Origin of the sequence: Xenorhabdus stockiae, assembly GCF_002632825.1 — a bacterium.
In the GTDB taxonomy this organism is placed as follows: domain Bacteria; phylum Pseudomonadota; class Gammaproteobacteria; order Enterobacterales; family Enterobacteriaceae; genus Xenorhabdus; species Xenorhabdus stockiae.
Genome location: NZ_NJAJ01000021.1, coordinates 54,915 through 74,361 on the forward strand (window position 1 = coordinate 54,915; position 19,447 = coordinate 74,361).

A 19,447-nucleotide genomic window follows, 5' to 3' on the forward strand; every position below is an offset into this window, starting at 1 on the left:
CCATCACAACAGCATTCGTCACAAAAACATTCGTTACAAAATCAAGCCGCTAATACATTACCTATGTTACCGCTATTGGCTGTTAGAGGGATCGCTAAACAGTTTTCCGGTTTAGCCGTGTTGAAGCAGATTGATTTCACTCTGATGGCAGGGCAGGTTCATGCCTTATTGGGAGGAAATGGAGCGGGTAAATCAACACTGATGAAGATCATTGCGGGCCTTGAGCAGCCGGATGCAGGGACGCTGATGATGGAAGGAAACGCCATTAGTCAGCTGACTCCGGCTAAAGCGCACCAATTGGGCATTTATCTGGTACCGCAGGAACCTTTGTTATTCCCCAATCTTTCTGTTCAGGAAAATATTCTGTTTCGCCTGCCTAAGCACCTAGCCAGTAAAAGCCGGATGCAGCAACTGCTGACACAGCTGAACTGCCGGTTAAACCTGAGTGCACCAGCAGGAAGTCTGGATGTAGTGGATCAGCAGATGGTGGAAATCATGCGTGGCCTGATGCGCAATTCCCGTATTCTGATCCTTGATGAACCGACAGCCTCCCTGACACCCGCCGAAACAGAACGTTTGTTTGAACGGATACGGGAATTACAGCAGCAACAGGTTGGGATCATTTTTATTTCCCATAAAATACCTGAAATTCGTCAGATTGCTGATTATGTCAGTGTGATGCGGGATGGAATGATTGCTCTTAGCGGTGCAATGGCGGGTTTTTCAACAGAAACTATCATTCAGGCAATAACGCCCACGGTAAAAGATTCTGTATTAACAAAAACGCAGAAGTTATGGTTGGATGCCGGAAATCTTCAGCACATTGGTGATCACGCTGATCCAATGCTTGAAGTGACTGCTTTGTATGGTGAAGGTTTCCGGGATATTTCCCTGACACTGAAAGGCGGAGAGATTGTCGGTCTGGCGGGTGTTGTAGGGGCCGGGCGTACGGAGTTGGCGGAAACGTTATATGGATTGCGGCCAGTGGTGAGTGGTGAGATCCGTTTGCGTCAGCAGGTACTTAATTCGTTGAATACCGCAGCCCGATTGCGGTGTGGTCTGGTTTATCTGCCGGAAGATCGGCAGGCATCGGGGTTATTTCTTGATGCTTCCCTGAGCTGGAATGTGTGTTCACTGACTCACAACCAGAACGCTTTCTGGGCTCGTCCTGCCTATGATGCCGCTGTGCTTGAGCGTTATCGCCGGGCACTCAATATTCGTTACAGCCATACCAGTCAGCCGGTACGTACTTTGTCTGGTGGGAATCAGCAGAAGATTTTGATTGCGAAATGTCTGGAGGCGAAACCCGCTGTTTTGATTATTGATGAACCGACACGGGGTGTTGATGTCAGTGCGCGTACTGATATTTATCAGTTGATCCGCAGTATTGCCAGCCAGCAAGTGGCGGTTCTGCTTATCTCCTCTGATCTTGATGAAATTGTGCAGCTCGCTGACAGGGCGCTGGTGATGCATCACGGAGAAATCTGTGGCCACCTTGATAAATCCAATATGAGTGTAGATGCCATTATGCATCTTTCGTTTGGTGAGAGGGCGCTATGTTGAAATTCATCCAGACCTTTATTCAGAACAATCGCGAAGCTACCGCATTGCTCGCTATTTTAGGTTTGTTTGCCCTGCTAAGAAGTCTGGAGCACGATGTTTTTAGTTTCCAGACTGTCACCATGATTTTTGCGAATGCGCAAATCCTGATGTTGCTGGCAATGGGCGCTGCGCTGGTGATGCTCACGCGTAATATCGATGTCTCTGTCGGTTCGACCACTGGGTTATGCGCTGTGGTGCTGGGGATATCACTCAATGCCGGTTTTCCTCTATCGATAGCCTGCCTTATAACACTCTTGGTGGGTATGGCCGCGGGGCTGGTAAATGGTGTGCTGGTGGTCTGGCTGAAAATTCCGGCAATTGTCGCTACGTTAGGTACGCTGGGTTTATATCGGGGTCTGATGTTACTGCTGACCGGCGGGAAATGGATCGAGGGCCTGCCAGCTGATGTAAAAGAACTTGCCAGACCTGTTTTATTGGGCATCTCGTTCATCGGGTGGTTGTTGATCTTACTGGTTTTAGCAATGACGTGGATGCTGAAAATCACGAATTTTGGCCGCGGATTCTATGCTACCGGTGACAATCTGCAAGGGGCGCGACAGATTGGTGTGCCGGTGAATCACATTCGTATTGCTGCGTTTGCCACAAATGGTGTGATGGCGGCACTGGCTGGCATTGTATTTGTGGCTCAGATTGGATTTATTCCGAATCAGACGGGAAGCGGGCTGGAAATGAAAGCAATTGCTGCCTGTGTGTTGGGGGGTATTAGTTTGCTGGGCGGCGTGGGAACCGTGATAGGGGCGATTTTCGGTGCTTACTTCCTGACACAAATCGACAGTGTGTTGGTATTACTCCGGTTGCCGGCATGGTGGAACGATTTTATTGCCGGTCTGGTTTTACTGTTGGTGTTGGTACTTGATGGCCGGTTGCGCAGCGCCGTTGAAAAGAACCTACGTCAGCAACGTTATGCCAGTTTTCTTAAACCCGACGATGAACCCGTAGCTCATTCATCGGAAGCAGGCAGGAGAACATCATGATAAGTGCGATTAAACGTCATGGATGGGAAACGGCCCTCGCTATTTTGCTGGTACTGGAGATTCTGTTATTTGGCATAGCCAATCCACGTATGCTGGATATCAATGTGTTGTTGTTCAGTACCAGTGACTTTATCTGTATTGGTATTGTGGCTCTGCCGCTGACAATGGTGATTGTCAGCGGCGGAATTGATATTTCGTTTGGCGCTGTTATCGGCTTATGTGCTATTGCACTGGGGATAATGCATCAGGCTGGAATGCCGATGATAGCCGCTCTTCCTTTGACTTTGATTGTGGGAATGATATGCGGCCTGATTAACCACGGGCTGATTTTCTATACCGGTGTGAATCCTCTGGTGATTACCCTCGGAACTATGTACCTGTTTGGCGGGAGTGCGTTATTACTGTCGGGGTTATCCGGTGCGACAGGTTATGAGGGCATTGGAGGTTTTCCGGCTACATTTACTGATTTTGCCAATCTGACACTATTTAAACTGCCTGTCCCGTTGGTTGTTTTTATTTTTTGCGTCATCGGGTTCTGGTTGTTTATGCATCGCACTCATCGGGGACGCAACGTTTTTCTGATTGGGATGAATAACCGTGTCGCCCGTTATGCGGCGGTTCCTGTCAATAAAACCCTGTGCCTGCTGTATGCCCTGTTGGGTTTGTCCTCGGCTCTGGCTGCAATCATTCTGGTGTCCTATTTTGGTTCAGCCCGCTCAGATCTGGGGAGTTCGTTCCTGATGCCAGCCATTACTGCGGCAGTTTTAGGTGGAGCTAATATTTATGGTGGCTCTGGTTCTGTTATCGGCACAGCACTGGCTGTTTTGCTGGTGGGATATTTGCAGCAGGGATTGCAGATGGTGGGGATCCCTAATCAGATATCCAGCGCCTTATCCGGCGCTTTGCTCATCGTGGTGGTGGTCGGGCGTTCTGTTTCTCTGCATCGCCATCAAATCCGGGACTGGTGGCAGCGTTGGAGGACATCGGCTTTTTAATGAACTATTCCTGAATGATTTCTTAAATAGAAAACGGTTCCTGAACTGAAAGAGAAAAGAGCGGAGACAGGCATGAAAGCACTGATAATGAAAAAATCGGCAATGAAAAAACTGGTTTTAGCGGGTGTATTGAGTCTGGCATGTACTTCCTGGGCACAGGCTGCTGACAGGATTGCGTTTATTCCGAAGCTGGTCGGTGTCGGGTTCTTTACCAGCGGTGGGCAGGGAGCAGTGGCAGCGGGTAAGGCGCTGGAGATTGATGTCACTTATGATGGCCCGACTGAGCCAAGTGTGGCGGGGCAGGTACAGCTCATCAATAATTTTGTCAATCAGGGATATAACGCGATTGTCGTGTCGGCAGTATCACCGGATGGTCTGTGTCCGGCATTGAAACGGGCTATGCAGCGTGGTGTAAAAGTACTGACGTGGGATTCAGACACCGCACCAGAATGCCGCTCCATCTATATCGATCAGGGAACACCAAAACAGTTGGGTGGGTTATTAGTGGAAATGGCCGCCAGTCAGGTGAAAAAAGAAAAAGCGGAGAAACAGGGAAAAACGAAAGTGGCGTTTTTTTACTCCAGCCCCACAGTGACAGATCAAAACCAATGGGTGAAAGAAGCCAAAGCCAAAATTACCGCAGAACATCCTGACTGGGAAGTTGTGACCACGCAGTTTGGCTATAACGATGCCACCAAGTCTTTGCAGACTGCGGAAGGCATTTTGAAAGCATGGGGTGATTTGGATGTGATTATTGCTCCGGATGCTAATGCACTGCCAGCGGCGGCACAGGCTGCGGAAAACCTGAAACGTAAGGATGTGGCGATTGTCGGATTCAGTACGCCGAATGTCATGCGCCCTTATGTCGAAAACGGCACAGTCAAACAGTTTGCCCTGTGGGATGTCGTTAAACAGGGCAAGATAGCGATTCATGTTGCCAGTGAAATGCTGAAAAAGGGCGACCTGAATGTGGGCGATAAATTAACTATTCCTGACATCGGTACACTTGAGGTTTCACCGAATAGCGTTCAGGGATATCGCTTTGAAGCGAAGGGCAATGGCATTGTTGTGATGCCGGAGCGCGTGATTTTTACCAAAGAAAACATCAACCAATACAATTTCTGATTCATGTTTCGCAGAGTCGGCACACAGCCTGACTCTGCTATTTTCTGGAGAGAAAAATGGCAGATTTAGATGATATCAAAGACGGTAAAGATTTTGGCATTGATACACCGCAAAAGAATACGCTGTTTGAACTGAAAGGTTGTGGCGCGCTGGATTGGGGAATGCAATCGCGTTTAGCGCGTATTTTCAATCCGGCAACCAATAAAACGGTGATGCTGGCGTTTGATCACGGTTATTTTCAGGGGCCGACAACCGGGCTGGAGCGCATCGACATCAATATTGCTCCATTGTTTGAGCATACCGATGTGCTGATGTGTACGCGCGGTATTTTGCGCAGTCAGGTTCCGCCAGCCACTAATAAACCGGTGGTGTTGCGCGCATCCGGTGCAAACTCCATGCTGACAGAGCTTTCAAATGAGGCGGTTGCTGTTGCTATGGAAGATGCACTCCGGCTGAATGTTTGTGCTGTGGCGGCCCAGGTTTATATTGGTTCAGAGTATGAACATCAGTCCATCAAAAATATTATCAAGCTGGTGGATCAGGGCACGCGTTATGGTATGCCGACGATGGCGGTAACAGGCGTAGGTAAGGATATGGCGCGTGATCAGCGTTACTTCTCACTGGCAACCCGCATTGCTGCGGAAATGGGCGCGAATATCATCAAAACTTATTATGTTGATACCGGTTTTGAACGCATTGCGGCCGGCTGCCCGGTGCCGATTGTGATTGCCGGAGGTAAGAAATTACCGGAGATGGAGGCGTTAACCATGTGCTATCAGGCCATTGATCAGGGGGCATCCGGTGTCGATATGGGGCGCAACATTTTCCAGTCAGAAGCACCGATAGCCATGCTTAAAGCTGTTCAGGCGGTAGTGCATCACAATGAAAAGCCTGCTCAGGCCTATGAGTTGTTCCTGAGTGAGAAAGCAAAGGGAGAATAATATGCACGTTACTTTAGTTGAGATTAATGTCAAAGCCGACAAGATCGCCGAATTTATTGAGGTATTCCGTGATAATCACCTTGGCTCTGTGAGAGAACCGGGCAATTTACGGTTTGATGTATTGCAGGATGAGAATATCCCGACCCGTTTTTATATCTATGAAGCCTATATTGATGAGGCAGCCGTTGCGGCTCATAAAACAACACCACATTATCTGCGCTGTGTTGAGAAACTGGAATCCCTGATGAGTGAACCCCGGAAAAAGACCTCATTTATTGGGTTGATGCCGGAAGGAAAATAAATCTTCAATTGGGAATAACGCCTTGGTGATAACATCAAGGCGTTTATTTTTTACTGGTTTAATTAAGCCAGTTGTTTGTAATTACATTCAGCAGAAATTTTGCGTTAAATATTCAAGAGCTTTTTAATGCTTTCTGCAAGCATTCCAGGATCTCCGATGCCTTGAATTTCTTTCAAGAATGGAAGGCCCAATTGCTCTGCCAATTCATCCATATTGATATCATTACCAATAGTTTGTTCGAATTCCAGCTGGTTGATACCATTTTCACCAGAGTTTTCGAATTCCAGTTGCATGATCTGGTTCCAGAGTTTTCCTGCAAACCATGAACAGTTTGTTACAGGCGTATATGCACCATTCTTCATATCTTCAGAGGTCAGTTTCATCAGTTTTGACAACTGATTACTTTCATCGACTAATTCAGGAATAAAATGCTGTTCTATAAATTCAGGAGTGATAGATTTGTCATTAATCTTCACACAATGCTGAATATGAAATTTTCTCTCGGCTGAATCATCGGTCGTGCTATGTTCTGAGTTTTTTACGAATCCATATCCCGGATGAAAAGCATATGAAGTATTATCACCCTCTTTTTCACTATTAAAATAAATAACCCATGCATGGCCAAAACCGCCACTACCAAAGGCAACTCCCAGTAACTTTAATACGCCTTTAATAACAACTTCTTTCTCATTATCATTCAAACTCCAAGGGAAGTTTTTGGCGATAAACATAGCTGCGGCTATCATTGGCGTTACATTCGTACGTTCAGCGGTTCGATTAGTTCGAATACAAATTTGTGGGTAGCCAATGCTTGCGTCGCCAACTGGCTGATATTTATCTGTCTTGATCATCATTATTCCTTTATCTATATATAATTAAAATGGTCATTCTTTAAGAATGAAAAATAACCTGATTAAATGGTTCGAAGTATTTCACCTAAATAATTAGTGTTCACGTAACTGAAAGGTTGCGTGTTATTTAAGTGAAAATTTTTATTTAATATAAAAGCAATTGGATTAAGTGTTTTTATATTGTTCGGGTTTTATTTGTCCTTTTGTTATTTCTTATTTCCTTTTGTTTATCGATATTTTTATTTAAAAAATAGAATTATTCGATGATGTAATCTGAGGTCGGTAATATTGCCGTTTTTATTTTTCATAATAAAATGACCACCACTGTATGGCATGTATTACAATTGGCTCAAATCATTTCAATTAGAAATTACATTAATAAAAGAAATTATTTTTATAAATTAAAGCAGGGAACCCCTTTGATATAAATCTCAGGGGTTGTTGATAGAGGAAATAGTTATTTTATGAAACTATATTCAGTTAGCAGGTCAGTTTTCTTTTATTGTGAATGAGCCAGCGGGAAAGTCGTCGGTGGGGTTAATAAAAGCCACTTCACAATAAATTCAGCTACCTGTTCCGGTCGGTTAATATCAAGCTGTGGTAGTGGCGTATCCAGCGGGATATCGCTGGCGACAGCGATGACATAGGGATCAATGAGTTCTTCGAAGGTGTGATTTAAACCATCCCGGTACAGGGCGATTTTCGCAATAGCTTCATTTTTGAACCCCTCAACCAGAATCAGATCCAGTGAAGTCGCATCAAATCGACTGGCAAGATAATGCAAATCCAGTTCGGGGAGTTCCGGTGTTTCTGTCATTAAGGCCCAGCGTTGTTGGCTGGCAACCAGTGTTTGTGCCGCTCCCGATTTTCTCAGCTCATAGCTGTCTTTTCCCGGCTTATCGACATCCATATTATGGTGAGTATGTTTAATTAACCCCACCCGGATTTGTTGCTGGCGTAACAGGGGAATAACCTGTTTGAGCAAGGTGGTTTTACCGGTTCCACTGTAAGCGGTGATCCCCAGTAATGGCAAATTCATCGGGGTATTACTTTGATTCATGCTGACTCCCGAAGACATTCCCAGTGCTGGCATTGCCAGTTTTGGCACTCTTCTGGTGTATTCAGGTTGGTGAAGGATTCTGGATGCGGAATATAGACGGTTTTTGCTTTAATCATTTGCATAAAGAACATCAGTTTTCTGTCACCTAATGCAAGGTAGCTTTCCAGTCTGGGTATCAGGCTGCGGTGCATCAGGGCAAGTGTCGGATGGGCACGTTCACAATCGTGTACATAAGCCGCCCACGCATGTTCTTTATAGCGCCAAAGCTTTTCCACCAGATCATCAGGGAAATCCGGTACATCGCAAGGCACGAATATCACCCACTCATGAATGGCCTTCTTCAATACTGCCAGCATTCCGGCCAATGGCCCGGAAAAATCAGTGATGATGTCAGGAATAATGGGATAACCACTTTGTTGATACACTGCCTGATTGCGGTTGGCGTTAATCAGCAGTTCATGAACTTGTGGCTGCAACTTTGCAGCTATGTGTTGGTATAATGGTGCTCCACCGAATTGCAGTAATCCCTTATCATTTCCGCCCATGCGGGTGGATAGCCCTCCGGCCAGAATGGCACCACTGATTTTTGGATACGTCATGTTAAATCACCTGATATTTTTAACCGATATATTTTATCTTTGGTTATGTAACCCTTGTGAATCAATATGTAACAGTGCTTATATGAACAAATGAGTATAACCTTTACGCGCGTTGACAGCCCAATTTTTTCTCCCAATCATGTCCCTTTGTTGTAATAAGGGTTATGGTTGCGGGCTGTTCACTGTACCTCCAGGGTATGATTAACGACTGATTAAAGAGAACTTTGTTGTGGCAGAAACTATGGCTTTTAATTTTCAAAATATTACGCCGGATTTGATAATGGATGCGCTGGCGCAGTCTGGTCTGCGTGTTGATTCGGGTTTAACTGAGCTGAATAGCTATGAAAACCGGGTCTATCAGTTTATGGATGAAGACCGTAAACGTTATGTCGTGAAATTCTATCGTCCTCAGCGCTGGAACAGGCAGCAAATTCAGGAAGAGCATGAATTTACGCTGGCGTTACAGCAGGCAGATTTATCAGTTGCTGCGCCGCTGGTTCTTGATGGGCAAACAGTACTGGAACATGATGGGTTCTTTTTTGCCGTTTTCCCCAGTGTGGGTGGCCGTCAGTACGAGTCTGATAATTTTGATCAGTTGGAAGATGTCGGGAGGTTACTGGGGAAAGTTCATCAGATAGGCTACCAGAAAACATTTTCTGCCCGCCCGACTATCAGCCTCAATGAATATTTGTACCAACCCTATCAATATTTGACAGAATGCAACCTCATACCTGATGCGCATAAAGCTGCTTTCTTTGCTTCGCTGGACGAACTGAATAAAGTTGTTGAGTCACAGTGGAATGTTGACTGGCAGGGATTACGGCTGCATGGTGACTGCCATGCTGGTAATATCTTGTGGCGCGACGAGGCATGGTTCGTTGATCTTGATGATGCCCGTAATGGTCCGGCGATTCAGGATTTATGGATGTTACTTAACGGCTCACGGCAAGAACAGTTGATTCAGCTGGATATTCTGCTTGAATCATATAACCAGTTTGCGGAGTTCGATCTGAAAACACTGGCTCTGATAGAACCTTTGCGTGCGATGCGTATGGTCTATTATCTGGCATGGGTTGCTCGTCGCTGGCAGGATCCTGCTTTTCCCAAAGCGTTTCCATGGATGGCCGACAGTGACTTTTGGCATAAGCAGATAAGTCTTTTTGCTGAACAAATCCGGCTGTTACAGGAACCCCCCTTACAGCTAACCCCGATGTATTAATTTTTCTGGAGATCACGATGAAAAAATTTTGGTTCGCATTGGTGGGAGTGTTTATGGCATTTAATGCCAGCGCTTCTGATTTTTCTGAAGGCAAGCAGTATGTTGAACTTAAAAAAGTGGTAGCTGATCAACCTCAGGTTGTGGAGTTTTTCTCTTTTTATTGCCCACACTGTTACCAGTTTGAAAATATCTTTCATGTTCCCGGCACGATAGCAAAAAACCTGCCGGAAGGCGTTACGCATGAACGTTATCACGTTGATTTTCTTGGGCCTTTGGGGAAAGATCTGACAGATGCCTGGGCTGTTGCTATTGTTCTGAAAGCACAGGATAAAGTGTTACCTGTATTATTTGATGGCATCCAGAAAACTCAGACTATCAATACTAAAGCTGATATCCGTAATGCATTTATTAAAGCCGGTATTTCTGGTGAAGATTATGACGCAGCACTGAATAGTTTCATTGTGAAATCGGTAGCATCTAAAGAACGTCAGGCGGCTCAGGATTTTCAGTTGCAGGGTGTTCCGGCCACGTTTGTTCTTGGTAAATACATGATTAATAATGGCGGAATTGAGACTAAATCGGTTCAGGACTACGCTAAAAAATTCTCGGATGTTGTGAATTATCTGGTAACCAAAAAATAAGCAATAAAAAAACTTTAGTTTTATATGTACTCAATGGATTTCAAGCCGTATCGCAGTGCAAGGGAATAACAAATTTGTCGTGAGCGAATTTTCCCGGCCAACCTGAAAGACAAAGAGTAAAAAAATAATACAGGCATTGTGCCAGCTAATTACAGGGCTGGCACAATGCTTGCTAAAATTACCCTTTCATAACATAAACTCCGGTTATATCCACAAGTCGGTGATTTGTAAGCAATTGCAATATTTTCGTAATATTTGACGTAATTCATTGATTTTTACCTCCAGTTATCCGTTTTTGATATGGATATACATAAATCTGTTTTATGTGCCAATTTTTTGTGCACAAAGTTATCCACAATTCATTTATCAGAAAACTTATTAAAGAGCGGGTATCAGAACGAGAAAATGATCGGAACATTCGTCTATGACAGCACAGTGTGGCATCCTATTCTTTATTCATACTCCAGAACGACGAAGACAATTTTATGGTACAGATAGCAGATAATCCCCTGATTTTGGTTGATGGTTCTTCATACCTTTATCGCGCATACCATGCTTTCCCTCCTCTGACAAACAGTGCGGGCGAACCGACAGGCGCCATGTATGGTGTACTGAATATGCTGCGCAGTTTGATCATGCAGTATCGGCCCAGCCATGTTGCGGTTGTGTTTGATGCCAAAGGCAAAACATTTCGTGATGAATTATTCGCTGAATATAAATCCCATCGCCCGCCGATGCCGGATGATTTGCGTGATCAGATTGAGCCTTTGCATAACATGGTCAGGGCGATGGGCTTACCCGTTCTGGTTGTGCCGGGCGTTGAAGCGGATGATGTCATTGGCACACTGGCACTACAGGCAGAAAAAGAAGGCCGTTCTGTCCTGATCAGTACGGGTGATAAAGATATGGCTCAACTGGTCACGCCGAATATCACCCTGATAAACACCATGACCAACACGATTTTAGGGCCGGAAGAGGTCATTGAAAAGTATGGTATTCCTCCGGAACTTATCATCGATTTTCTCGCACTGATGGGAGACTCTTCCGATAATATTCCGGGTGTACCGGGTGTCGGTGAGAAAACGGCTCTAGGGTTATTACAGGGGCTTGGCGGGCTGAATGATATCTATGCCAGACTGGATGAGATTGCAACGCTCAGCTTCCGTGGTGCAAAAACACTGAGCGGCAAAATGGAGCAGCATAAAGAGGTGGCTTATCTCTCTTACCTGCTGGCAACCATTAAAACCGATGTTGATCTGGATAAAACTTGTCTGGATCTGGCGGTCTCTGCCCCTGATAACGAGGAATTATTGGCACAATTCAGCCGCTACGAATTCAAACGCTGGCTGAATGATGTACAAGACGGCGGTTGGCTGGAAAGTCGTTCGGCGGAAAAAGGCGGGAAAAAGTCAACGACAGGCGCTGCACCGAAATCTTCAGCTCCCGGAAAACCCGCTGCTGTCAATATTTCTCCGGAAAGCTACCAGACTATCCTTGATCGGAAATCCCTTGATGAATGGATTGAAAAACTGAAACAGGCTCCGGCATTTTCTTTCGATACAGAGACCGACGGGCTGGATACGTTAACTGCTAATCTGGTGGGCATGTCTTTTGCCGTTGTAAGTCAGGTCAATGATGTGGAAAAACCGGCAGAAGGGGAACCGGATGTTGAGGCCGCATATCTGCCGCTGGGGCATGATTATCTGGATGCCCCACAGCAACTGGATCGGAATGAGGTGCTTGAAGCACTGAAACCGCTGCTGGAAGATGCGAGCCTGCCTAAAATTGGTCAGAACCTGAAATTTGACCGAGGCGTGCTCGAACGTTATGGCGTGGCACTGAATGGTATTGTTTTTGATACGATGCTGGAATCCTATGTGCTGAACAGTGTTGCAGGGCGGCATGATATGGATAGCCTTGCAGAGCGTCATTTAGGCTATAAAACCACGACTTTTGAAGAAATTGCCGGAAAGGGTAAAAAACAGCTTACTTTCAACCAGATCGCTCTGGAAGAGGCGGCTAAATATGCTGCGGAAGATGCCGATATTACCCTGCGTCTGCATCAGGCTATGTACCCACAGGTTGATTCTGTTCCGACACTGAAAAAAGTTTTCCAGAATATCGAAATGCCGCTGGTTCCGGTGCTTTCCCGCATGGAAAGAACGGGTGTTCTGATTGATGCCAACACGCTGGCAGAGCATTCAAAAGAAATTACGGCACGTTTACTCGAACTGGAAAAATCGGCTTATGAGCTGGCTGGAGAAGAATTTAATCTGGCTTCACCTAAGCAATTACAGGTTATTCTGTTTGAAAAAATGAGCCTGCCTGTTGTGAAAAAAACACCGAACGGTGCGCCATCGACCAATGAAGAAGTGCTGGAAGAGCTGGCAGAACATCATGAGCTGCCGAGGGTTATTCTCGAACATCGCGGTCTGGCAAAACTGAAATCGACCTATACTGACAAGCTGCCACAGATGGTCAGCCCAGTGACACAGCGAGTTCACACCTCTTATCATCAGGCTGTAACTGCGACCGGGCGCCTCTCTTCCCGTGATCCTAACCTGCAAAATATTCCTGTCCGTAATGAAGAAGGACGACGTATCCGTCAGGCATTTATTGCACCAGAAGGTTATCGCATTCTGGCAGCGGACTATTCGCAGATTGAGTTGCGGATTATGGCGCATTTATCGCAGGACAAAGGCTTGCTGGAGGCTTTTGCACAGGGTAAAGACATTCACCGTGCAACTGCCGCAGAAGTTTTTGGACTCCCTCTGGAGCAGGTGACGAGTGAGCAACGCCGCAGCGCTAAAGCGATTAACTTTGGCTTAATCTATGGCATGAGTGCGTTTGGCTTGTCCCGTCAGTTGGGTATTCCGCGTGGAGAGGCCCAGCGTTATATGGATCTTTATTTTGAGCGTTATCCGGGCGTGCTGGAATATATGGAACGTACCCGTCAGCAGGCGGCTGAACATGGGTTTGTTGAAACGCTGGAAGGGCGTCGCCTGTATCTGCCGGATATCAAATCACGTAATGGCATGCGCCGTAAAGCCTCTGAACGCGAAGCTATCAATGCTCCAATGCAGGGTACTGCGGCGGATATTATCAAACTGGCCATGATTGCAGTCGATGAATGGATCGTCCGTGAACAGCCAAAAGTGCGTATGATCATGCAGGTTCACGATGAATTGGTATTTGAAGTGCATGAGTCAGAGCTGGCTGCCGCAGAACAGAAAATCAGAGAGCTTATGGAGAAAAGCATGCAGCTCGATGTCCCTCTGAAAGTAGATGTAGGAACGGGGGATAACTGGGATCAGGCTCACTGATTTTTCTTGAATAATTTTTATATAAATGACGTCTATTTAATGAGCCAAAAATCTCTCCGTTATGCCGTGAATAGGCATGATATAAGAATTTTGGTTCATTTTTAGATTAGATCTAGATCTCACAAATATGTAATTAAACTACAAAAAAAATGGTGTAATCTCGGTGTTTGATCACATAATTTGGGCTTAATCGAGACATTTTATGAAAATTAATTACAAAAAAATCTTTTGCTGATAAAAAAAATAGGGTAAAGTTGTCGGCGTAGGGTACAGAGGTAAGATGTTCTATCTTTCAGACCTTTTACTTCACGTAATCGGATTTAGCTGAATATTAGCTGCCCCAGCCATCTCTTTTGGCTGGGGCGTTTTTTTATGCGTGGTTTACGGTTTTTTCCGAGGGCGGGAGAAAAAAAGGTGGAAATCACTCCACCTCAATAGCAGGCTGGCTGAACCAAGTATCAAGTTTTTGTTCAAGTTTATCGATACCGATTTTTTTCAGAGCAGAGAAATACTCAATCTGAATGTTACCTTCCAGAAATGCCAGCTCCTGACGTACCTTATTCAACTGACTTTTACGTGCACCTGATGCCAGTTTATCGGCTTTGGTCAGCAGAACCATGACAGGAACCTGCATCACAACGGCCCATTCGATCATCTGCATATCCAGATCTTTCAGCGGATGACGGATATCCATCAACACAACCAGCCCTTGTAGACATTCACGTTTCTGGAGATATTCACCCAGTGCTTTCTGCCATTTGAGTTTCATCTCCTCTGGCACCTGTGCATAACCATAACCCGGCAGGTCAACAAGGCGTACGCCTTCCTCTACCTGAAACAGGTTAATCAGCTGGGTACGTCCGGGTGTCTTACTGGTACGAGCAAGGCTCTTTTGCCGGGTCAGTGCATTCAGGGCACTGGATTTACCTGCATTTGACCGACCGGCAAACGCGACTTCAATGCCCGTCTCCGGAGGCAGGTGGCGGATATCTGGCGCACTCGTGACAAAGTGGGTCATGTGATAGTTATAGTTCTTGATGGTCAAAATGGTTATCTCCCTGCGGAATACACGAAAAACAGCGTGGTGATTATAGCGAGAGCAGCGGCTTGTGGACAGGTTAACTTTTTGGCTGCTCTTGTTGCTGCTAAGCAGAGATCAAGCTTCTGCCAGTGAACGGCGTAGATATTCAGCAAAAAGTGTGTACAGTTCACCTTGGGTTACAATTTTAAGAGCGAGCTGAATTGCCGGAACGCCGGGAACAGCATGCTTAGAAGATAAAACGCATAAATCATCAGTTATAGCACTGTCCGGTAATAACCCGATTCCCAAACCATGTTGTATTGCACTGCTGATATTACTAAATGAGGCACTGACGTACGCCAAAAAATAGGGCTTATTCATATCTTCCAATGCCTTAATAGCACACGCTCTGATGACGCATCCTTCAGAAAAAGTCACTAATGGTATTTCTTGCAGTTCATTGAAATATAAATCTTTTGAGGCAACCCAGTGTAATGGCTCAATTTGAAGAAGTATTTCAGTCTCAGTATTGACGGGTTTTCCTTCCACACTTTTAAGAATAACCACATCCAATTGTTGCTTCTCAGTCATAGCCGAGAGTATCGGAGAGGGCGCTGCCGTAATTTCTATCTTTAACCCCGGATTTTTTTCTAGACACCATGAGATAGCCTGGTGTAGGTTTTTAATGTTGAAATCATCCGGCACACCGAGAGCGATCCTGCCTCTGAGCTGAAATGACTTCACTGAGTGCAGGGCTTGTGTCATGCGAAATAAAATATCTTTTGCTACGGGTAAGAGTTGTTTTCCTTCATTGGTTAAACCAATAATCTGCCCTTGTCGTCGATTAATTAAACGGCAGCCAATATCTTCTTCAAGTCGTTTAATACTCAAGCTAAGCGTAGATTGAGTTCTTCCTAATTCTTCTCCTGCACGGGTAAATCCGCCGTGTTTGGCGACGAAGACGAATGCTCGTAATTGTTCAAATGTGACTTGCCGACCATCCAGACGATCAGCACGAATATTCTGCTCCATAGGGCACCTCGCATTGCCATCATTGATAAATTCAATGATAAGAAAGGAATTATTTATTTAACAAAATTAAATCGTTATCGCAATATTGGCAAAAAAGAACTTTGACCTGCATAGGAGTGATTCAATGTTTATGATCGTTATTCCTATATTTCTCATCATACTGGTTGGGTACTGTTTTGGTCGTCTGCGCCCTGATAGCGGTAATTCCGATAAATTAATTAATGATTATGTTCTCTACATCGCACTGCCAGCCTTATTATTTCTTTCTATTGCGCGCTCAGATATCAATGAGTTAGAACAGTGGGGATTTATAGGAGCCAGTTTAGCCGGGATCTGCATTGTCTATGCCATGGGAACTGTCATCGCAAAGTTTATGGGGATTGGTTTTCCTCAATCTTCAATTTTAAGTATGGGAGCCTGTTATGGCACAACGGGATATATGGGTATCCCAATATTGCTCTCCATTTATGGGGAACCCGCAGCGCTTCCGGCAGCAATCGCGACAATTTTACATAATATACCTGCCATCATAGCGGTTATCATTAGCTATGATATGACTACCACGCGGCACAGCGCTAATGGCAGAATTTCTTTTTTCTACAGTATAGCGAAAGCATTAAAAACAACCTTTACCAACCCACTCACTGTTTCAGTTATTGCAGGATTAATCTTTGTTGTGTTTAGGATCCCACTGCCAGAATTTTTACAGTCATTTACCCACCTTCTGGCAAATGCAGCAGGGCCAACGGCATTATTTGCATTGGGGTTAGGGTTGTCCCGCTTTAACTTAAAAGAGCACGTTAACAGAGATGCACTAAAATTGGTGGCCCCGATGTTATTACTGAAATTAGGAATACAACCGTGGGTGACTTTTATTTGTGCTTATTATTTATTTGGTATGCAGCAACTCAATAATATTTGGTTTATTGTTGCTGTTGTTATGGCTGCACAACCTATCGGTGCCAGTGTTTATATTTTCGCCAGAATATATAATTTCAGGCAGGAAGTCATTTCGCTCTCTATCATCATTTCACTTCTGGTCGCATTGATTACCATTCCGCTTATATTACAATTTATTTCGGTCTAACAACGCTTTTCGGCCTAATTTGTATGAATACATATCAAGGCAGGTGTTATTCGGAAAATAAACACTATCCGAAATATGAGAAGATAATATTTATCTGGATGATATTATTCAGTAAAACGCATTATTGCTCGTAAAAATGAGTAAATCTTTGCCACTTTGCTTGGTGGGGAATTACACTTAATGCGTTTTACTGATTTTATGAGTTTTGTTATTGACCTCGAGAATAAAGGAACCATCAATGTTTAAACGTATTTTTGTGCCGCTTATCACGGCATGTGCTATTAGCGTGATGGCTGCCCCAGCACTGGCTGCCGAAACTTATGTAAAGCTGGTGACATCAGCGGGTGAAATAGAGCTTGAGCTGAATGGCGATAAAGCACCAATCACCACAAAGAACTTCATTGAGTATGTGGATGAGGGGTTTTATAACAACACTATTTTCCATCGTGTCATCCCCGGCTTTATGGTTCAGGGCGGCGGCTTTACAAAAGATATGAAGCAGAAAGCAACCAAAGCCCCTATCAAAAATGAAGCTGATAATGGGTTGCGTAACCTGCGTGGCACGATAGCAATGGCACGTACCGCAGATAAAGATAGTGCAACCAGCCAGTTTTTTATCAATGTGGCGGATAATGCCTTCCTTGACCATGGTCAGCGTGATTTTGGTTATGCTGTTTTTGGTAAAGTCGTAAAGGGGATGGATGTGGTTGACAAGATTTCTCAGGTCAAAACAGAAAATGTTGGTCCTTATCAGAATGTTCCGGTTAAACCAATAATGATCCTCTCTGCTAAGGTGGTTTCTCAGTAACTCTGATGGGAAAACCGCGTTTTTTATCTGTAAATTAGAACATCGGCGGTATTTGCCTGTTATTACACTTTTCCGAAGTGTCAGGCCTTTAAAAATACCGTCTCTCCCTCAATTCTTTTTCATCACTCCTGCAATCATGGTTCACTCCGCTGGTCGCCGACCCTATTTTAAAGTAGCTTATGTGGTATGATGAGTGTCCTGCTATCGTTGACGTTGATTTACCTGATTTTACCGTAATACATAACGCACAGTGCCCAATAGGGCAAAGCAATATATAAAACTATAAAAATCAGTAGGATGTGATCCTATGCTATTAATAATAGATAACTACGACTCTTTTACATTCAATTTATATCAATACTTTTGTGAGTTAGGGACGCGTGTTTTAGTTAAACGTAATGATGAGCTACAGCTTGAAGATATCGAAGAGCTGGCACCGACCCATTTGGTGATCTCTCCGGGGCCCTGTACGCCGGATGACGCCGGGATCTCACTGGAGGCTATCTCTCATTTTGCCGGGAAATTGCCGATTCTGGGCGTGTGTCTCGGGCATCAGGCGATTGGACAAGCCTTTGGTGCGAGTGTTGTTAAAGCTCGTGAAGTGATGCATGGTAAAACCAGCTTAATTCACCATAATCAGCAGGGTGTATTCAAAGGATTGAACCGACCGCTGACAGTAACCCGCTACCACTCTTTAGTTGTTGCGGCAGAAACATTACCGGCTTCTTTTGAAGTCACCGCATGGAGCCAGCATGATGGTAATGTGGATGAAATAATGGGAATACGTCACCGTACTTTACCTCTAGAAGGCGTGCAGTTTCATCCGGAAAGCATTCTGAGTGAACAGGGGCATGACTTACTGAATAATTTTCTGAAATACTAACGAAAACTATTTAATTCCTCTTTCGGCTATTTTTCACATCAGCTTTTGTGTAATACCCATAATCAGGTTATGGCGCTTAATTTATTTATGCGTCTGCGGGTTTCATTTCTTAGCAGGGGAATGAAGGGAGCTGAGTGATGAAAAACAAAAAGCCAGTGCGCGATGGGATGCACTGGCCTAATTCAAGCGCGATTTCAGGAACTAACGTGTTCCGTAAACGACAATAGTTTTGCCGTGCGCAGAGATCAGGTTTTGATCTTCCAGCATTTTCAGAATGCGACCGACTGTTTCACGGGAGCAACCGACAATCTGCCCGATTTCCTGACGTGTAATTTTGATTTGCATACCATCAGGATGAGTCATTGCATCAGGCTGTTTAGCCAGATTCAGCAATGTTTGGGCAATGCGGCCTGTAACATCCAAAAATGCAAGGTTTCCTACTTTTTCTGACGTTGTTTGTAAGCGGCTTGCCATTTGAGCAGATAAACGCATTAAAATATCAGGATTAACCTGAATTAACTGGCGAAATTTCTTATAGGAAATTTCAGCCACTTCACAGGCGCTTTTAGCTCGCACCCATGCTGTACGCTCTTGCCCTTCTTCAAACAATCCAAGTTCACCAATAAAATCCCCCTGATTTAAATAAGAGAGGATCATCTCTTTACCTTCTTCATCTTTTATTAGAACAGCAACTGAACCTTTAACAATATAGTAAAGCGTTTCTGCCTTCTCACCTTGATGAATAAGCGTGCTCTTGGATGGATATTTGTGAATATGGCAGTGTGACAAAAACCATTCAAGAGTAGGGTCTGTTTGTGGCTTGCCGAGAACCATTCGCTTTATCCTCTGTTGTTATTTCCGCCTTTATGGTCAGAGAAACAGATCGTTTCTCATCAGGCTGGCTTTATAAAGTCAATAGATTAACATATTAACTTGCTGAAAAACTGACAAGCAGGAATTTTAT

The 19,447-nt window shown here is 44.7% G+C and carries 19 protein-coding genes; 13 read left to right on the top strand and 6 right to left on the bottom strand.

Features of this window, described 5'->3' with window-relative positions; all coding sequences use genetic code 11:
* The first annotated feature begins 63 nt into the window (after positions 1-63).
* From lsrA to lsrG, 6 genes are all read left to right on the top strand, one after another.
* Entirely contained in the window at positions 64-1,563 is a 1,500-nt protein-coding gene (gene lsrA, locus Xsto_RS12150; RefSeq protein ID WP_099125233.1) for an autoinducer 2 ABC transporter ATP-binding protein LsrA, read from the top strand.
* A 5-nt stretch (positions 1,564-1,568) separates the two neighbouring features.
* Complete coding sequence (lsrC, locus tag Xsto_RS12155) at positions 1,569-2,597, top strand: autoinducer 2 ABC transporter permease LsrC (RefSeq protein WP_422646198.1); 1,029 nt, start codon at positions 1,569-1,571, stop codon at positions 2,595-2,597.
* Positions 2,594-3,592, top strand: a complete 999-nt coding sequence (gene lsrD, locus Xsto_RS12160) for an autoinducer 2 ABC transporter permease LsrD (RefSeq protein ID WP_280176246.1) — start codon at positions 2,594-2,596, stop codon at positions 3,590-3,592. The genes lsrC and lsrD overlap by 4 nt, the downstream gene beginning before the upstream one ends.
* 87 nt (positions 3,593-3,679) lie before the next feature.
* Positions 3,680-4,717 carry an autoinducer 2 ABC transporter substrate-binding protein LsrB gene (lsrB, locus tag Xsto_RS12165; protein WP_099125235.1) on the top strand — a complete coding sequence of 346 codons (1,038 nt, stop codon included), beginning with the start codon at positions 3,680-3,682 and terminating at the stop codon, positions 4,715-4,717.
* A 56-nt stretch (positions 4,718-4,773) separates the two neighbouring features.
* Entirely contained in the window at positions 4,774-5,658 is an 885-nt protein-coding gene (gene lsrF / locus Xsto_RS12170; protein WP_099109239.1) for a 3-hydroxy-5-phosphonooxypentane-2,4-dione thiolase, read from the top strand.
* A 1-nt stretch (position 5,659) separates the two neighbouring features.
* Positions 5,660-5,959, top strand: coding sequence for a (4S)-4-hydroxy-5-phosphonooxypentane-2,3-dione isomerase (gene lsrG, locus Xsto_RS12175; protein WP_099109238.1), 300 nt, complete (start codon positions 5,660-5,662; stop codon positions 5,957-5,959).
* Between the two features lie 104 nt (positions 5,960-6,063).
* On the opposite strand, the gene Xsto_RS12180 is transcribed toward lsrG, so the two are convergent.
* The 3 genes from Xsto_RS12180 to mobA all read right to left on the bottom strand — a co-directional run bounded on the left by Xsto_RS12180 (position 6,064) and on the right by mobA (position 8,469).
* Positions 6,064-6,810, bottom strand: coding sequence for a hypothetical protein (locus Xsto_RS12180; RefSeq protein WP_244590392.1), 747 nt, complete (start codon positions 6,808-6,810; stop codon positions 6,064-6,066).
* A 499-nt stretch (positions 6,811-7,309) separates the two neighbouring features.
* Entirely contained in the window at positions 7,310-7,870 is a 561-nt protein-coding gene (gene mobB, locus Xsto_RS12185) for a molybdopterin-guanine dinucleotide biosynthesis protein MobB (RefSeq protein ID WP_099125221.1), read from the bottom strand.
* Positions 7,867-8,469: a molybdenum cofactor guanylyltransferase MobA gene (mobA, locus tag Xsto_RS12190; protein ID WP_099109235.1), complete on the bottom strand. Its 603-nt coding sequence runs from the start codon at positions 8,467-8,469 to the stop codon at positions 7,867-7,869. Before mobA ends, mobB begins: the two co-directional genes overlap by 4 nt.
* A gap of 241 nt (positions 8,470-8,710) precedes the next feature.
* Here mobA and Xsto_RS12195 point away from each other — a divergent pair, with 241 nt between their 5' ends.
* The 4 genes from Xsto_RS12195 to spfP all read left to right on the top strand — a co-directional run bounded on the left by Xsto_RS12195 (position 8,711) and on the right by spfP (position 13,980).
* Positions 8,711-9,688: a serine/threonine protein kinase gene (locus Xsto_RS12195; protein WP_099109280.1), complete on the top strand. Its 978-nt coding sequence runs from the start codon at positions 8,711-8,713 to the stop codon at positions 9,686-9,688.
* A gap of 17 nt (positions 9,689-9,705) precedes the next feature.
* On the top strand, positions 9,706-10,329 hold the full coding sequence (gene dsbA, locus Xsto_RS12200) for a thiol:disulfide interchange protein DsbA (RefSeq protein ID WP_099125222.1): 624 nt from the start codon (positions 9,706-9,708) through the stop codon (positions 10,327-10,329).
* Between the two features lie 485 nt (positions 10,330-10,814).
* The gene (gene polA, locus Xsto_RS12205; protein ID WP_099125223.1) at positions 10,815-13,652 is read left to right on the top strand and encodes a DNA polymerase I; all 2,838 of its coding nucleotides are present in this window, start codon (positions 10,815-10,817) and stop codon (positions 13,650-13,652) included.
* 280 nt (positions 13,653-13,932) lie between these two features.
* Positions 13,933-13,980: a small protein SpfP gene (spfP, locus tag Xsto_RS23085; RefSeq protein WP_438361642.1), complete on the top strand. Its 48-nt coding sequence runs from the start codon at positions 13,933-13,935 to the stop codon at positions 13,978-13,980.
* Positions 13,981-14,073: 93 nt separating this feature from the next.
* Here spfP and yihA read toward each other — a convergent pair whose 3' ends face one another.
* Positions 14,074-14,697: a ribosome biogenesis GTP-binding protein YihA/YsxC gene (gene yihA, locus Xsto_RS12210; RefSeq protein WP_099109232.1), complete on the bottom strand. Its 624-nt coding sequence runs from the start codon at positions 14,695-14,697 to the stop codon at positions 14,074-14,076.
* Positions 14,698-14,808: 111 nt separating this feature from the next.
* Positions 14,809-15,705: a LysR family transcriptional regulator gene (locus Xsto_RS12215; RefSeq protein ID WP_099125224.1), complete on the bottom strand. Its 897-nt coding sequence runs from the start codon at positions 15,703-15,705 to the stop codon at positions 14,809-14,811.
* Positions 15,706-15,829: 124 nt separating this feature from the next.
* On the opposite strand from Xsto_RS12215, the gene Xsto_RS12220 reads away from it, so the two are divergent.
* The 3 genes from Xsto_RS12220 to Xsto_RS12230 all read left to right on the top strand — a co-directional run bounded on the left by Xsto_RS12220 (position 15,830) and on the right by Xsto_RS12230 (position 18,483).
* Complete coding sequence (locus Xsto_RS12220) at positions 15,830-16,792, top strand: AEC family transporter (protein WP_099125225.1); 963 nt, start codon at positions 15,830-15,832, stop codon at positions 16,790-16,792.
* A gap of 238 nt (positions 16,793-17,030) precedes the next feature.
* On the top strand, positions 17,031-17,600 hold the full coding sequence (ppiA, locus tag Xsto_RS12225; RefSeq protein ID WP_099109229.1) for a peptidylprolyl isomerase A: 570 nt from the start codon (positions 17,031-17,033) through the stop codon (positions 17,598-17,600).
* A 307-nt stretch (positions 17,601-17,907) separates the two neighbouring features.
* Complete coding sequence (locus tag Xsto_RS12230) at positions 17,908-18,483, top strand: aminodeoxychorismate synthase component II (protein WP_099125226.1); 576 nt, start codon at positions 17,908-17,910, stop codon at positions 18,481-18,483.
* A 201-nt stretch (positions 18,484-18,684) separates the two neighbouring features.
* Here the strand turns inward: Xsto_RS12230 and crp are convergent, their stop codons facing one another.
* The gene (crp, locus tag Xsto_RS12235) at positions 18,685-19,317 is read right to left on the bottom strand and encodes a cAMP-activated global transcriptional regulator CRP (protein WP_004240730.1); all 633 of its coding nucleotides are present in this window, start codon (positions 19,315-19,317) and stop codon (positions 18,685-18,687) included.
* Positions 19,318-19,447 lie beyond the last annotated feature (130 nt).